Annotated in this window: 16 protein-coding genes; 7 read left to right on the plus strand and 9 right to left on the minus strand. The window is 44.2% G+C overall.

Annotation, left to right across the window (positions count from 1 at the left end; genetic code table 11):
• Positions 1–229 precede the first annotated feature (229 nt).
• Complete coding sequence (locus ACFGVS_RS21830; protein WP_439695572.1) at positions 230–676, plus strand: hypothetical protein; 447 nt, start codon at positions 230–232, stop codon at positions 674–676.
• Positions 666–1,439, plus strand: a complete 774-nt coding sequence (locus tag ACFGVS_RS21835; protein ID WP_439695573.1) for a tRNA(His) guanylyltransferase Thg1 family protein — start codon at positions 666–668, stop codon at positions 1,437–1,439. Before ACFGVS_RS21830 ends, ACFGVS_RS21835 begins: the two co-directional genes overlap by 11 nt.
• Positions 1,440–1,656: 217 nt before the next feature.
• Here ACFGVS_RS21835 and ACFGVS_RS21840 read toward each other — a convergent pair whose 3' ends face one another.
• Positions 1,657–2,769 carry a DUF2911 domain-containing protein gene (locus ACFGVS_RS21840; RefSeq protein ID WP_439695574.1) on the minus strand — a complete coding sequence of 371 codons (1,113 nt, stop codon included), beginning with the start codon at positions 2,767–2,769 and terminating at the stop codon, positions 1,657–1,659.
• Positions 2,770–2,986: 217 nt separating this feature from the next.
• Between ACFGVS_RS21840 and ACFGVS_RS21845 the strand changes: the two genes are divergently transcribed.
• The 3 genes from ACFGVS_RS21845 (at position 2,987) to ACFGVS_RS21855 (ending at position 5,556) form a co-directional block, all read left to right on the plus strand.
• Positions 2,987–4,003, plus strand: coding sequence for a sensor histidine kinase (locus ACFGVS_RS21845; RefSeq protein ID WP_439695575.1), 1,017 nt, complete (start codon positions 2,987–2,989; stop codon positions 4,001–4,003).
• Positions 4,000–4,710 (plus strand): LytR/AlgR family response regulator transcription factor, encoded by a 711-nt coding sequence (locus ACFGVS_RS21850; protein ID WP_090652178.1) that lies wholly within the window; start codon positions 4,000–4,002, stop codon positions 4,708–4,710. The genes ACFGVS_RS21845 and ACFGVS_RS21850 overlap by 4 nt, the downstream gene beginning before the upstream one ends.
• 66 nt (positions 4,711–4,776) lie before the next feature.
• On the plus strand, positions 4,777–5,556 hold the full coding sequence (locus ACFGVS_RS21855) for an alpha/beta fold hydrolase (protein WP_439695576.1): 780 nt from the start codon (positions 4,777–4,779) through the stop codon (positions 5,554–5,556).
• 250 nt (positions 5,557–5,806) lie between these two features.
• On the opposite strand, the gene ACFGVS_RS21860 is transcribed toward ACFGVS_RS21855, so the two are convergent.
• Positions 5,807–6,154 carry a hypothetical protein gene (locus ACFGVS_RS21860; RefSeq protein ID WP_090638594.1) on the minus strand — a complete coding sequence of 116 codons (348 nt, stop codon included), beginning with the start codon at positions 6,152–6,154 and terminating at the stop codon, positions 5,807–5,809.
• A gap of 210 nt (positions 6,155–6,364) precedes the next feature.
• Here ACFGVS_RS21860 and ACFGVS_RS21865 point away from each other — a divergent pair, with 210 nt between their 5' ends.
• Together ACFGVS_RS21865 and ACFGVS_RS21870 are read left to right on the plus strand one after the other, a co-directional pair.
• Complete coding sequence (locus tag ACFGVS_RS21865; protein WP_439695577.1) at positions 6,365–6,730, plus strand: hypothetical protein; 366 nt, start codon at positions 6,365–6,367, stop codon at positions 6,728–6,730.
• 79 nt (positions 6,731–6,809) lie between these two features.
• Positions 6,810–9,320 (plus strand): TonB-dependent receptor, encoded by a 2,511-nt coding sequence (locus tag ACFGVS_RS21870; RefSeq protein WP_439695578.1) that lies wholly within the window; start codon positions 6,810–6,812, stop codon positions 9,318–9,320.
• A gap of 106 nt (positions 9,321–9,426) precedes the next feature.
• On the opposite strand, the gene ACFGVS_RS21875 is transcribed toward ACFGVS_RS21870, so the two are convergent.
• From ACFGVS_RS21875 to ACFGVS_RS21905, 7 genes are all read right to left on the minus strand, one after another.
• Entirely contained in the window at positions 9,427–9,771 is a 345-nt protein-coding gene (locus tag ACFGVS_RS21875; RefSeq protein WP_274211136.1) for a four-helix bundle copper-binding protein, read from the minus strand.
• 166 nt (positions 9,772–9,937) lie between these two features.
• A complete protein-coding gene (locus ACFGVS_RS21880) occupies positions 9,938–11,053 on the minus strand; it encodes a DUF6515 family protein (protein ID WP_274211135.1) in 1,116 nt (371 codons plus the stop codon).
• A gap of 182 nt (positions 11,054–11,235) precedes the next feature.
• The gene (locus tag ACFGVS_RS21885; RefSeq protein WP_439695579.1) at positions 11,236–11,811 is read right to left on the minus strand and encodes a thiamine diphosphokinase; all 576 of its coding nucleotides are present in this window, start codon (positions 11,809–11,811) and stop codon (positions 11,236–11,238) included.
• A gap of 97 nt (positions 11,812–11,908) precedes the next feature.
• Positions 11,909–12,430 (minus strand): peptide-methionine (R)-S-oxide reductase MsrB, encoded by a 522-nt coding sequence (gene msrB / locus ACFGVS_RS21890; protein ID WP_090638619.1) that lies wholly within the window; start codon positions 12,428–12,430, stop codon positions 11,909–11,911.
• Positions 12,427–13,056, minus strand: coding sequence for a peptide-methionine (S)-S-oxide reductase MsrA (msrA, locus tag ACFGVS_RS21895; RefSeq protein WP_090638623.1), 630 nt, complete (start codon positions 13,054–13,056; stop codon positions 12,427–12,429). Before msrA ends, msrB begins: the two co-directional genes overlap by 4 nt.
• A 339-nt stretch (positions 13,057–13,395) precedes the next feature.
• A complete protein-coding gene (locus ACFGVS_RS21900) occupies positions 13,396–14,694 on the minus strand; it encodes a leucine-rich repeat-containing protein kinase family protein (protein ID WP_439695580.1) in 1,299 nt (432 codons plus the stop codon).
• A gap of 12 nt (positions 14,695–14,706) precedes the next feature.
• On the minus strand, positions 14,707–15,669 hold the full coding sequence (locus ACFGVS_RS21905; RefSeq protein WP_090638634.1) for an AAA family ATPase: 963 nt from the start codon (positions 15,667–15,669) through the stop codon (positions 14,707–14,709).
• Between the last annotated feature and the right edge of the window lie 8 nt (positions 15,670–15,677).

Consider the following 15,677-nt stretch of genomic DNA (forward strand, 5'->3'; position numbering starts at 1 on the left):
GTCCGGTTTTGATACACCGTATGTTCGTTTATGGGTTTGCCTGTTCTCACACATCAAAGGATCGTCGGAGTTATCACTGCACCCGCTAAAGTTTGTAGTTTACTATGCTTTAGTTGCAAACCCAATATAATACAGGGGCTTACCTGAGCCAACCGAATTCAATGTAATTTGGGATAGGACTTATTTTAATATAGATTTGTTTACCACGCTTTAATGAGCCCTTATAAAAATGGAAGCAGTAATATTTTGCGGTATTCAGGCAACAGGAAAAAGTACCTTTTTTAAAGAGAGGTTTTTTAACACGCATATGCGTATTTCTTTAGATCAGCTAAACACAAGGAATAAAGAACTCAGGTTTATTGAAACTTGTATTCTCACATTTCAGCCTTTTGTGATAGACAACACCAATCCTTCTCCGGAAGAAAGGGCAAAATATATCGCCATTGCAAAAGCAAATAGGTTTAAAGTGATTGGATATTATTTTCAATCTAAAGTGGCTGTTGCATTAGCGCGGAATAACCAACGGACGGGTAAAGAAAAGATTCCTGAAATTGGTATAAAAGGAACTTACAAACGGCTGAATCTGCCACAGATGGATGAAGGATTCGACGAACTATATTATGTAACAGCCGAGAATAATATGTTCACGGTAAATGAATGGTCAGATGAAATTTGATGATCTGGATGTTAAAATGAGGGTTTATGAAACCTCTCAGGACCGCTGCGTTTTGCCCGGTATGTACATGGTAGCCAGAATTGACGGACGAGGCTTCACCCGGCTGACTAAGGAAGTGCACCGTTTTGAGGCGCCTTTTGACGAAAAATTTCGCAACTTAATGGTCGAAACGGTAAAACATTTGATGAATTGCGGTTTTAATGTAATTTACGGTTATACAGAAAGTGATGAAATATCACTGCTCTTTCATCCTAATGAAAGCCTTTTTGGGCGAAAGACCAGAAAATACATTTCCATACTGGCGGGCGAAGCGAGTGCTAAATTTTCCGCTCTCCTGGGAAACGTAGGTGCCTTTGACTGTCGTCTATCAGAACTTCCCAACATACACTTAGTTGGAGATTATTTCAGATGGCGTAATGAAGATGCCCACAGAAATGCGTTAAATGCGCACTGCTACTGGCGTTTAAGGCAGGATAACTTTAATGCGCGGGAAGCTACTTCTAAAATCGAAGGGATGAGTATTGCTGCCAAGAACGAATTACTGTTTCAATACGGTATTAATTTCAATAATGTTCCTGCATGGCAAAAAAGAGGAATAGGCATTTATTGGAAAGATGTGAAAAAGGAAGGGTTTAACCCAAAAAACAACGAGCATGTGTTGGTTGACAGGCGAACGCTGTATACCGATTTTACGCTGCCCATGCGGGATGAATATGACGTATTTATACATGAACTGGTAAACAAGTACGATAACCAAAGCTAAGTTGGAGACAACGCTATGGGCGCTCGGAAGAAATAAAAAAGCGGAGCAGCGTGCGATTCTTCCATGGTAAAGGAATCGCACAGTGTCCCCTTTTTTATTTCTTCCAAACACCTATGGGAAAATTCCAATAATAGCACAGAATTTATTGACGATATCACCGGAACCCACTACCTCATTCTGCCAATTCTCAAATTCTGAAAATTCTGATTCTGACAGCCTACTTCCCCGCCTGCAACGTGGCTACCATTTTATCAATAGTATCTTTATTTATTTTGCCAACTACCTGTTTTTGGGCTTTCAGGGCGTAGGGCAGAGCTTTTTTGTTATCGCCTACGGCCATGTACCCGCGGGCCATGCCGGTGTTGGTTAAAAACTCGTCGGGGTGTTTTTGGTAATCCAGCTTAAATACCTCAAGTGCTTCCTGGCCTTTGTTTTCGGCAATAAGGCTTTTGCCGTAAAAATATAGGTCGTTAACATCGGCAAATGGCAGGGCAGTTTTCATGGTGGCCGTTGCTTCGGCGCTTCGGCCCAAATTACTCAATATTGCCGCTTTGGTTTTCCAGGTTTGGAATACCTGGTTGCCGCCAAAATTTACGCTGGTTGCGGTATCGGCCCATAGCAGGCCTTCTTCCAGGTTGGTTTTATTTTGGGCGCAAAAGGCAGCGGCCTGTTCCCAGCTTTCCCAGTTAAACCCTTTGTTGGTACGCAGTTCTTTCCTGAACACGGCAAGCTGTGTGGCGGGCAAATCAACATCAACCTTAAACGGAATTACTAATTTTTCCCATTGTAACTGAATTACGGCGCTGGTTGGGGTTTGGTCGGCAAACTCGTATTTAAGCCACTCCACACTGGCGGCCGCCGGTACTGGTTTTACTTTTACGCGCAACACATCCTCGGCCTGGTTATAAAAGAAACTGCCCCATGAAGTGGCGTTTTTTGAAAATATCAGCGTACTCTCATCGGCGCCGTAGGCAATAAAAAAACCATACTTACCGGCGGCTAAGGGCTGGCCTTCCACCTTTACATCGGTAGAAAATTCGATGGTGGTGTTTTCGTTGGCACCGGCCCGCCACGGTGCTGCTTTTGATGTGCCAAAACCCAGGTCGGCATAGCCGTTGTAAACAAGCTCGCCCCAAATATGTCCGTCGCGCTTGTTCACATGCGGGCGGCTGTAGTTAATCGTTACATCGGTAATGCCTATCATTTCGGTAACGGACGCTTTTTTATTTCCGCCGCTTGGTGTCGAGGTAAGCAACTGCGCGTGGACAAGGCCGATAAAGGCAAATTGGGTAACAACCGCCATAAGGGCGGCAATCAGTAGTTTTTTCATTGTATAAGCTTTAAAGGTGCGGTTGAAAAATTGAATAATTAAAGCTTGGTTTTATTAACAACAAGGGCAAATGATTTCAACCCTTGCCCCGTTATTTTTAATGCTTGCCCCTATTATCTCAACTGCCGCAACATGGGCACACAAGTAATTGGTTGAATATTGAGCCCTTTTGGTTGAAAATCATCTGCCCAAAACAAAAAGCTTTGTACATTTAAAAATGAATTTCATTAAAAACATGCCCACGCTTACACGCCTGCAATGGGTGATATGGATAGCGGTGTTTTTTATCATCTTTTTTTCGATACTGCCGGTTGATGGGTTTAACCATGCCAGCGTTTTTACGGTGATTAGTGTGGCGTTTTACCTGCTGGTTATTTATGGCAACATTAAGTTTCTGTATCCCCGCTTTTATGAAAAAGGGCACCGCGTGCAGTATGTAATTTATGTGGTGCTGTTACTGGTTATTGGCGGTGTGGCGCGTGGCTTTTTAATCATGTACTCGTACAACACGTTTTTTGCCAGCCGCCCCGAAAAGATGACTTTTAGCATGATGCTTAATTTTGTGGTGGCCGGGTTCATGACCTATTTGCTCAGTTTTATTTTCAGGATAGCGCTGGCTTACTTCGAAATTAAACAACAATCAGAAAAAATACTGGTGCAAAAAAGCCAGGCCGAGCTAAACTTGCTTAAATCGCAGGTGCAGCCGCATTTCCTGTTCAATACCCTCAATAATATTTATTACGAGGCTTATGTCGATTCGCCCCGCACGGCCAAACTGGTAGAGCAGCTATCAAACATTATGCGCTATTTTGTGGATGAAAGCCCTAAAGACGAAGTGTCTATCAATACCGAGATCCAGTTTTTGGAGAATTACATCGCGCTGGAAAAAATCAGGATCAGGCATGAGATAGACATCAGTTTTATACAGGATTGCAGCCCGCACCTGCAAATACCACCCATGCTGCTCATGACCTTTGTCGAAAATATTTTCAAACACGGCATTGATAAAGCCAGTATCGACAATAAAATTGAACTGGCGCTGGTACAGCAAGGCCGCTACCTTACATTTGAAACCAAAAACCGTATTTTTAATCAAAAAGCCGATGCCGCCGGCGGTTTCGGGATCCAGAATTTGCGCAAACGGCTTGAGCTGTTATACGGCAATAAATTTGAACTCACCATCAGCAATGGCGAAGAAATGTTCACAGCCTTTTTAAAAATTCCATTAGCATGAATTTAAGCTGCATAATTATCGACGATGAGCCAAACGCAGTTAAGCTGCTGGAAATAATGGTTGGCCAGTACACCAAATGGGGGCTGCTGGCCAAATGCTACGATGCTTTGGAAGCTATGGCTTTTTTAAAGGAACAAAAGGCCGATTTTATTTTCCTGGATATCAACATGCCGCAGCTTACCGGAATGGAGCTGGCCGGCCTGCTATCAAAAGACACCAAAATTGTTTTCACCACCGCCTATTCACAGTACGCTGCCGAAAGCTATACTTTCCAAACCATCGATTATTTATTGAAGCCCATAACGCTTGAACGTTTTTTGGCCGCGCAGTTAAAAATTGAGGCCTATTTTACAAAAAACCAAGGCAACGAAAAAGCACCACCCGCCGTTGGCAACGAATACTTTTTTGTAAAATCGGGCAAGGAGCTGCGCAAAATTCTGCTGGATGATATCCAGTATTTTGAAGGGCAAAAGGAGTACGTACGCCTGGTAACCAGTACCGAACAGCTGCTTATATACCGCCGCATAAAAGATATTGACGAACAGCTATCGCCGCCATTTGTACGCGTTCACAACTCCTACATTGTAAACACCCGCCAGCTTAACAAAATAATGGACAACCACATTTATATAGCCGGCAAGCAGATACCCATCAGCGAGAAATTTAAAGATGCTTTTATGGGGGTGATACAGCAGCGGATATTTTAAAATGCGGGCTGCGTCAAAACCCCTTTATCATCACAAACCATCCCTAAAAACCGTTGTTAAAAGTACATGAAAGCATTTGATCATCAGTCGGGCCAATACCTGGCTATAGGCGATGCCCGGATATACTACGAAGTGGCAGGCACCAGCGGTAAACCTATATTACTGGTGATGCATGGCGGTTTTGGCACACTGGAAGATATGAGTGCCATTTACCCGGAACTTTACCGGGCGTTTACCCTTGTTGGCATAGATAGCCGCGGGCACGGCAAATCAACCCTGGGTACACAAGAACTTACGTACGAGCGCCTGCAAAAAGATGCCGAACTGGTTTTGCAGCATTTAAATATAGAAATCTTAAGCATTTTGGGCTTTAGCGATGGCGGTATTGCGGCTTACCGGCTGGCTGCTTTCAGCAACCTTAAAATTCAAAAACTGGTTACTATAGGCTCAAGCTGGCATAATAAAAACAGGGAGTCCAACAGGCCGCTATATGAACGATTGACCGCCAAAAGCTGGGCCGATAAATTCCCGGCCACAGTGCAGCTTTATAATAAACTGAACCCAGAAGCCGATTTTGAAAAGCTGGCCAGTGCCGTAAAAAAAATGTGGCTTGATAACACATCATCGGGCCATCCCAACGAGCATATTAGTAAATATACCGGTCCGCTATTGATAAGCCGGGGCGATAAAGACCACCTGACCAAACTAACCGATGTTGCCGAACTGGAGGGGATTGTAAAAAACGCATCGGTATTTATTATCCCGATGGCCGCGCACGATGCCTTTAACCAGCAGCCTGATTTAGTATCAGCCGGGATAAGACAATTTTTAAAAGCGGATTCCTGACAATTATTATCTACCGTTTTTAGAAAAAACTTGTAGCTTATTGGATTTTGCAGCGTGCTTCCCGCTGCATTTATTGATCGACGCATTTAAAAAATGAGGAAACGCAAAAGGCACAATCGCCGCGTTAGTGTATTAAAAATCAATTAGTTACAATAAATAACCAAAACGAACGATTGCTGAAATGATGCAAAAGGGCGTTGGAAAGATGTGCCAACGGTAAGTGACAGGGACAACGTTTAAAACCAGCAACTTATATTACCCCCAGCTCTTCAAAATAAGTAATGATTAATGATTTTATGAGCATTTCCTGCTCCAGCATGGTATAATTAGGAATAACTTTAACAAGTTTCCAGTGCGGCCAGCCATCCTGGTCAAGGCCTTCCAGTTCGTAAAAACCCATCATGCTCATGAGCTTACAGTTGGCGATATGCATCAGTTCTTCTTTCTGACGTTTGCTGAATTTGCGCGGCCCCTGGCCAAGTTCCTGAACGCCAATTAAAAACAATAGTACTTTTATATCGGGTTTCTCGTTATCAAAATCTTCGGCAATACGGTTTTGCAACGCACCCCACTTTATATTAATTTCTGCCGGTTTCATATCAGCAAAGATAGCTTAGTTCATGGTTGATGGTTCATTGATCATGGCAAAATGTTATCAACGTAATAGACTCCGGATCGCCAAATGGCTTTTTGTTTGATCAAACGCAGATATGAGGAACAGGCAACAGGCGAAGCGGCCATGATCTATGGACCATCAACCACGAACTTATCACAATTGTTACAATGTTGCATTAAATTGCCCGTTTAAATGCTTACTTTTGCTATATCCTGCAAAAAGGGTGTTGACGTGAAGAAAAACAAGGTAAATATAATTTACTCGTGGCTGTTACTGGTTTGCTTTATTGCAGGGCAGTATATGGTTTATACACACCAGCACCATTTGTTAAAAGGCATTTCAAAATCGGTATCTGTATCCAATACCCATCCACAACAAACGGTTAAAGAAAAATGCGATATGTGCGATGCCATGCACCACAACTTCGCGGTAGTTTATAATGCTTTATATGCAACGCACCAAACAGCGGTGATGCATGTTTTTAAGGCTTGCGACTATGATTTTGTAAACTTTTCGCTGGTACTGGCTGCCGGTCGTGCCCCGCCGGTGCTTTCGTAACAATTCCATCCTGTTATCATTTTTTACGAAGAAAGCCGTTTTATAAACGGTATTTATTGATTTACACTCCATTCTTGTTATGAAATTAAAGCTGATTAGCTTCTATATATTATTATTTTTAGGTTTTGGTGCACAGGCACATATTGCCCCCCATATTCTTAAAAACTTGCCCGAAGATGTTGTCGGAACATTATCCGGCACCATTACCGATAAGGCGGACGGCAAACCCATTATTGGTGCCACTATTACCATCCCCGATTTACGTAAAGGCGCAGTTACCGGTGCAGATGGCAAGTATACGTTTAACAATATCCCTAAAGGCATTTACCTGGTACAGGTAAGTTATATTGGTTACCTAACCATCAACCAACGAGTTGATTTTTCGAAAACAAAGGTGTACGATGTAAAAATGCAAACATCATCTGTTGAAGCCGGCGAGGTTGTTATAACCGGCGTAAGCAAGGCCACCGAAATAAAGCGCAGCCCCGTGCCAATGCTGGCTGTTGGTAAGGCCTATTTAGAGCAGCGTGCGGCATCGGGCAATATTATTGACCAGATAGCTACGCTGCCGGGTGTAAGTGCCGTTACAACAGGGCCAAACGTATCTAAACCCTTTATTCATGGCCTGGGGTATAACCGGGTAATTACGCTGATGGATGGCATACGCCAGGAAGGCCAGCAATGGGGCGATGAGCATGGTATTGAGGTTGACCAAAACTCGGTTGACCGTGTGGAGGTAATAAAAGGCCCGGCCAGTTTAACCTACGGTTCGGATGCCATTGGCGGGGTGGTGAATTTGATTTCGCCGTCACCAGTTCCCGAAGGCACTATAGCCGGTTCGGTGCAAGGGATTTATGGCACCAACCAGGGCTTGTTGAACGGATCGTTCCGTTTGCAGGGCAATCAAAATGGCCTTGTATGGGGAACTGTTGTATCGGCCAAAGAGGGCAAAAATTACCAGAATCAGCACGATGGCCGGGTTTATGGTACCAACTATAAAGAAAAGGACGCTCGCGTAATGGTGGGCTTAAATAAATCATGGGGTACGTCGTACCTGAACGCTTTGGTATTTGACGACGAGCAATCCATCCCCGACGGCAGCCGCGATTCATTAACCCGCCAGTTTACCCGCCAGATAACCGAGGATGATGCCTTCCGGCCCATAGTACCCCAATCTGTGCTAAATAGTTATACGATTCCTACCCTGCACCAGCATGTGCAGCTTTATCGAATATACAACAACAGCAACTTCAGGCTTGGAGATGGTAACCTGGTTGTAAACCTGGGCTACCAATACAGCCACAGGCGTGAGTATACCCACCCCCAGGCTGGTGATATTGCAGGGCTTAACCTGCATTTAACTACTTATACCTATGATGTTAAATACAACTTTAACCTGGGGAACGATTATGAAACTACGTTGGGCATCAATGGGCAATATCAAAATAATACTATTGGCGATGCTACCGATTTCCCTATCCCGGCATATCACCAGTTTGACATAGGGCCGTTTTTTGTAGTAAAGAAAAGCTATGGCAAGCTTGATCTGTCGGCGGGCGCAAGGTTTGATAACCGGTCATTTAGCAGCAGCGCCGCTTATGTGGATACTCTGGGTGCAAATGGTTTTCCGCAGTTATATACCGGCGCAAACCCAACATCTACACCAAATGTAAAAACACAGTTTGATGCTTTCAATAAAACTTTCCGGGGTTTTTCGGGCAGTTTTGGCGCTACTTACAATGTATCTGACGCATTTTTAGTAAAGGCGAATATTTCGCGTGGTTTCAGGGCGCCAAGTATTGCAGAGATATCGGCCAACGGGCCAGATCCGGGCTCGCAGATTTACCATATCGGCGATAAAAACTTTAAGCCGGAGTTTAGCTTACAGGAAGATATAGGCACGTTCTTAACGCTGCCCAATGTAACAGCCAGTATTGAATTGTTTAATAACGATATCTCCAATTACATTTACCAGCAACAGATCTTAAATCCGGATGGCAGCCCGGTATACACCCAGGGTTATACAACTTTTACCTATGTACAAAGCAAGGCCCGTATTTATGGCGGCGAGGTAAATGTAGATCTGCACCCTATTTCGTGGCTGCATTTTGAAAATGCTATGAGCCTGACCTATGGCGAAAACAAGGGTAACGGAGGCCCCGTTGCAGATAGTTTGAAATACCTGCCATTTATACCGCCACTGCACACTCATTCTGAACTGCGGGGCACCCTCAACGGCGGTTTTGGCGATTTCAAGAACCTATACGTATTTGTTGGTTTCGACCACTACAGCGCCCAAAGCCGTTTCTTTTCGGCTTATGGAACAGAAACCTATACGCCGGGCTATAACTTGCTAAGCGCCGGTTTTGGTGGCAATATTGTGAACAAGACAGGTCAACCGATAATTAAATTATTTATTGAAGGTAACAACCTGGCCAACGTTAATTACCAATCAAACATGAGCAGGCTAAAGTATTTTGATAATCCAACCGTACCACAGGGCGTTCGTCCTGGTATTTTTAACATGGGGCGTAACATCAGCTTTAAAGTGGTAGTTCCGTTTGGGTTTAATGCCGGGAAGAAATCTTAAACTCGTTTTAACCCCAAAGTCCATTTACAAAACAAAGGCGCACTATGCAGGTAAATCCTGGTAGTTCGCCTTTGTTGTTTTAATTGAATTGATGTGGTAGCAACTATTAATCCTGCGTAACTGGCTGATGGTGTTCATGACAAGCTTCGGCACAAACCAGGCAGGCCTGGGCACATTGTCGACAATGATCGTGGTTATGTTTACCGCATTCGGCTGCGCAAAGGCGGCAAATTTCTTCGCATAACACCAGGTACTGATGAGCTATTACCGAATCCCGCTGTAACAGGCGTGCGGCCAGGGCGCAAATATCGGCGCAGTCTCGGTCCAGCCTGATGCAGTCTGTCATCATTTGTACATCGTCTTCACTTAAACACGCTGTTGCACAGTTTTCGCATGCTGCTACGCAATTCAACAACTTTTGAATGATTGCACTATGATCGTGATTTTCCATATCTGTATTGGTTATCGTGTTTAATAAAAATACCGGTAGGCCGATAAATGTTTTGAAGTATTTCAATTGCGCGGAAAACCCATGCTCAAATTAAATCCCTCAAAACAAAACAGGCCCCTTCGTTTACCGGAGGGGCCTGTTTTTATAATATTTGAATTTTTATTTATTATTGCTGATCTGGCTCGTCAGATGGGGTGCCAACAATTTTGTAAATGGTATCGCCATTGTTGTTTTGGCTTTCCTGGTAGTAATAACCGTCAGGAGAGACAAATAATTTTTCGCCATTGATTTTGATCTTGCGGCAGTCGTCTGGCAACTGAGTAACAATATCGCCAATTTGCGGGCCTTGCTGTACATCGCCGTTACCACCATTATCGGTATTCAACTCTCCATCTTTACCGGCTATTACGTATACCTGGGTGCCATCATCTTTTGTATAGGGCTGATAGTATACACCATTTGATTCATAATACTGCTCGCCGTTAATCATAATAGATTTTGCATCCGATGGTAAGTTTTTAACTTCGGCACCAACAGGTGGCTCAACCACAGTATACTGATCATTATATTGACGGTAGTATAAACCATCGCTATAAAAGTATTGGTAATCGCCATACCAGAATGGATAGTATCCGTAAGGCAGGAAACCTATGCTAAAGCCTATACGAGGGTAATAGTACGAGTAATAGTAATTGTGGTATGGGTAATAAACATGGCTGCCAAAGTAACCACCACGGCCACCATAGCGATAAGCGCTACCGGTATAAACCCTTCGTCCATAACCGCCCGAGCCGTTATAATAATTGCCGCGGCCACCATTATAAGCACGCCTGTCAATACTATTATAACTGCGGGTACCGCTGTATACACGTTGGCCGCCACCGTTAATGCTGCTGCGCTGAGGCGCAATAGCCACATTGTTTGATCTGTTACCATAGCCATAATTGCCACGTTGGGGCGCAATTGCCTGGCTGCCACGGTTAATGTTGCCGTTGCCGCTAAAACCACGTGAAGGAGGGGCTACCGAAACTCCCTGATTGCCGCCGCCATTGAATGACGGGCGTGCAACACCAATGCTGCCACCCCCCGATGGACGTGACACACCGACACTGCCGCCACCACCGCCGCCGGATGACCGGGAACCGCCGCCACCGCCACCGCCGCCAGATCTTTGGCCGCCGCCACCGCCACCACCTCGCTGTGCGTTTGCGGTAAACGCTAAAGACAAACTCAATAAGCCGGCTAAAGCGAATGAAAATAAATTTTTATATGTCCTTTTCATGATTGAAAGATTTTTAACTGTTCGGCAGGTTTCCCCGCCTTGTATAGAGATATAGACTAAAAAATGTTTAAACGGTTTAATTGATGTTTAATAATAATTTATATAATAATGCAAAAAACGAACCAATAAAAAAATTATCTATACAACAACCTCAAAATCGCCTTTTTATTGCTTTGTGCTTACTAATTTAAAGTCTCGGCAATTAATAAAAACGGTTCATCAAAGTTCAAGGTAAAAAAACCATCCACAGTTGTTTGGTACCTGTTTTGGCCTTTATCCAGCAAGCCGATGTATTTAAGTGCCCTTGTTGGCGACAATAATTCAATTTGCTCATCTGCCGGTTTCCACTTGCTGAAACCCGACGTTACCGGATAAATTTTTTGCTGGGCGTTAAAAATAACCAGGTTAATTTTATCGGCATAAGGCAAAAAATCACTCAGCTCCAGGTCGTCGGTTATCACGTTAACAGCGGGATAGTTATTAATCGTAAGGAACTTTAGCGCTGCCTGTGTTATATTGCTGTTTCCGGCAGCGATCAACCTCACATCAGACTGGGTGAAAACCGCTCCGTCATCATCAGTAATAATCCAATCTATTTTAATACCAAAACTGTTCAGCTTTTCGGCGGTGTCTGGGGTTGTTATCACCGTCGGACTCCACTCCAGTAATTGCCCCAGCAGTTCCTCCTCAAAATTATCTATCCCCAATACAAGTAAAGCAGGCTCCTGTTTCTCGCGAACGATATGATGCGACGACATTTGATAAAGTTAAGGCGAATAAATGAATATTGGATGAAAAGAAACCGGCCTGAAATGTTAAATTATCACATTTAACATTTCAGGCCGGGTAAACAGGTTATTTGCCCAAGCCATCGGGCTGAAAATCCAGCGATATCGAGTTCATACAAAAGCGCTTGCCAGTAGGTGGTGGCCCGTCGTCAAAAATATGGCCCAGGTGCGAATCGCAGCGCGCGCAAATAACCTCGGTACGCTGCATGCCCAGGGAGTTATCTTCTTTATAAATCACGCTGTTTTTACGCACTGCCTGGTAAAAGCTGGGCCAGCCACAATTGCTGGCAAACTTGGCATCCGACCGAAAAAGTTCGTTACCGCAAACGGCGCAAAAGTAGGTACCCCTGGCATTTTTGTCCCAATATCGGCCCGTAAATGGCCTTTCTGTAGCCTGTTCACGTGCAGTGGCATATAAAGCAGGCGACAGGATCTTTTTCCACTCGGCATCACTCACAGCTAAATGTTTGGTATCGGTATTGGAGTAATAGGGGTTGTTCTCGTGCCCTTTGTTTGATTTTAGATGTTGGGCATTGGCGCCACATGCTGTGCCGATTAAAATGGCAAATATTATTAGTGCTAATCTCATTTTTTTAATTTCCCTTTAAATACACTCCTGAATTTTTCCAGTTCGGGCTGTATCACATATTTGCAATAAGGCTGCTCGCCATTTTGGTTAAAATAGTTTTGATGATAATCTTCGGCTTTGTAAAATACGGTATAAGGATTTACCTGGGTAACTATTTTGTTGGGATAAACCTTTTCGGCATTCAGCTTATTAATGTAGTATTCGGCTTTTTGTTTTTGGGCCGCGTTGTGATAAAATATGGCCGAGCGGTATTGCGTACCTACATCATTACCCTGGCGGTTAAGCTGTGTTGGGTCATGCGCTACAAAAAACGCTGCTAACAGTGCATCATAAGTTACTTTAGCCGGGTTATAAATAATGTTGCAGGTTTCTGCATGGCCGGTTGTGCCGGTGCAAACCAGCTTATAACTGGGGTTGGCCACGTGGCCGCCTGCAAAACCAGATACAACTTTTACAACACCCTCTATCTGTTGAAACTTGGCCTCGGTACACCAGAAACAGCCGGTGGCGAAAGTGGCGGTATCAAGTTTGAGCGCGTTTAATTTGTTGGGTTTAATGATAGGCCGGGCAAACACCGATGCCCCGGTAATGATGAATAGTAGGAATTGAAATGTTATTTTTTTCATGTTTTAATTGATCGGTGCAGCTTTTGTTTCTGCTGCTAATGTTACTAACGTAAAAACCTGATGCTTGGTAACTATGTAGTCGGGAATTCGGGGATATCCTTACAGATTTTTACTCAAAGGTGATAATTTGTTAACAAAGCCAGATACAGATGCAAATTTAAAATGACGCAGTAAGGGCGTCTTTAATTTCTCAGCTTTTAAATCGATGCGCCCTCGTTTACTATAAAAAATAAGGTAATTTATTTGCAACCATTATTTCAGTAAAAAGCACTTCGCGGTGTACTTATGAAGGAGTGCACGGTTTTAATCTGAGATCCACGATTATCCCGGATTGGCAAGTTATAACTTTAACAACTCGTCATTTAAATAGCGAAAATCCGGCCTCAATAAAACATCACCTACCATACATGCATCCCTGATAGTGCCGAGTTTTGACAGGGTTCCATTGCTTGGTTCGTTACTTAAACTAAGCAAATCGTCAAGCAAACATCCAAACGCCCTTACCTCAAGCCGCTCAAGTGTCGGCGCTAAGTCGGTGTGGTTTTTGTCATAAAAACAAGCGGCTCCAAAATCGCCAAACAGCGTGTTTGCATCATTATCAATGAGGGTGTTGTGGGCGTACATATCGCTGTGCATAATACCCCTGTCATGTAGCTGTAGGGCAACGGATGCTATTGTACCAGCAATTTTGACTATTTGCCGGGTTGTGAGTGAAAGGGTTTCCCTAAAAACATCGCGGGTGCAGGTTTGTAAACTCGGAGGCAGGCCGAGGTTATAAAACGATGGAGGGATTAACCCCATTACCAGGCCTTTTTTACCTTCGGGGTGCCCTTTTATTTGCCCCAACAGTTGTACCAGCCCGGGGTGAACATCAGCGGCTATGCAAGCATCCATTTCATCGTCGGGCGAGCCATCGCTGGTAACAGCACCTTTAAAAATTTTTATGGCTACCTCTTGCATTGCTGTCGCGCTGCGCCAGGTAGCTTTGTGTATAACGCCAGATGCGCCTTCGCCAAGATGCCCTTTCAAATCCAGGTCATCCCAATGGATAAGATCAAGGGGTTGTACAGCAGGAATGGTACAAAAAGGATTCCCGGAAAATGCCAGCCATGAAAGCCTGGGCATACGTAAAAGCCATTGGGGCAATTCACTTAGCTTATTAGCAGAAATTCGGAGCAATTCCAGGTTGCTGCAGTTACTAAGCTCCCTTGGTAATGTGTTCAGTTGATTGCCGGCAAGCATCAGCTTTTGCATCCTTTTGCAGTTGCCAATAGCGGCAGGCAAATCTGCAATCCTGTTGTTGGTAAGTATAAGCCAGCGCAGGTTGGCATTGAGTGATTTTGCAGAAACAGCAGCTATTTGGTTTGATTTAAAGCCTGCAATATCCAGCAGGGGGCAGTCGGCCAAAACTTCGGGTAAAATGGTAAACCGATTTTCTGAACAAAAAAAGATTTTCAACTTTTTCAGCCTCCCAAAATCCGCAGGTAGTGCGCTGATGTTGTTATGCGATAGGTCAAGCCTTTCTAAAGTATCTGCCAGGTCGAATATTTCTTCCGGGAAATGCGACAGTCCTTCTGTAAGCGTAAGTGAAGTGGCACCTTTTAGTTCGCCGTTTTGTAACTGTAATAAAGTTTGCATGACAGGGTTTCCTTAAAACAGCCCCTCAATGATATTGGCGGCAGATAGGCCCTCCGCTTCGGCGTGGTAACTGCGCACAATACGGTGGGTTAAAATAGGTTTGGCAACGGCTTGTACATCCTCAATATCGGGTGAATATTTTCCGTTGATAACGGCATGGCATTTGGCGCCAAGTATCAAAAATTGTGATGCCCTTGGGCCGGCGCCCCATGTTAATAAACGGTTTACCTGCGGCGTGGCAAACTGGGTATTGGGGCGGGTTTTTGATACCAGCTTTACAGCATATTCCATCACATTATCGGTAACCGGAATGTTGCGTACCAGTTGCTGAAAATAAATGATCTGCTCGGCGTTCAATATTTTTTTAACATCGGCCTTTAAGGTGCTGGTGGTGTTTTTAACAACCTGCAATTCCTCTTGAAACGAGGGATAGTTTAATGCCACATTAAACATAAACCTATCCAGTTGCGCTTCGGGCAGGGGATAGGTACCTTCCTGTTCAATGGGGTTTTGGGTGGCTAATACAAAAAATGGCTGGGCCAGTTTATGGGTGATACCGGCGGCTGTAACCGCTTTTTCCTGCATGGCCTCTAATAAAGCGGCCTGCGTTTTGGGTGGGGTACGGTTTATCTCATCGGCCAGGATAATATTGCTAAAAACTGGGCCTGGTATAAATTTAAAATTACGGTCTTCGCCTAAAATTTCAGACCCTATGATGTCAGACGGCATCAGGTCGGGCGTAAACTGGATGCGTTTAAAATCGAGGTCTAATACCTGCGATACCGTTTGTACCAATAGCGTTTTGGCCAAACCGGGTACGCCTACCAGTAAACAATGGCCGTTACTAAAAATAGATATCAGCACAAACTTTACCACCTCGTCCTGCCCGATTATTACTTTGCCAATTTCGGCACGTATTTGCTGGTAGGCCAGCTTTAAAGCATCTGCGGCTTCTACATCAGAGCGGTGTGGCATAGGTTATA

Source organism: Mucilaginibacter sediminis (assembly GCF_051903035.1).
Lineage (GTDB): Bacteria > Bacteroidota > Bacteroidia > Sphingobacteriales > Sphingobacteriaceae > Mucilaginibacter.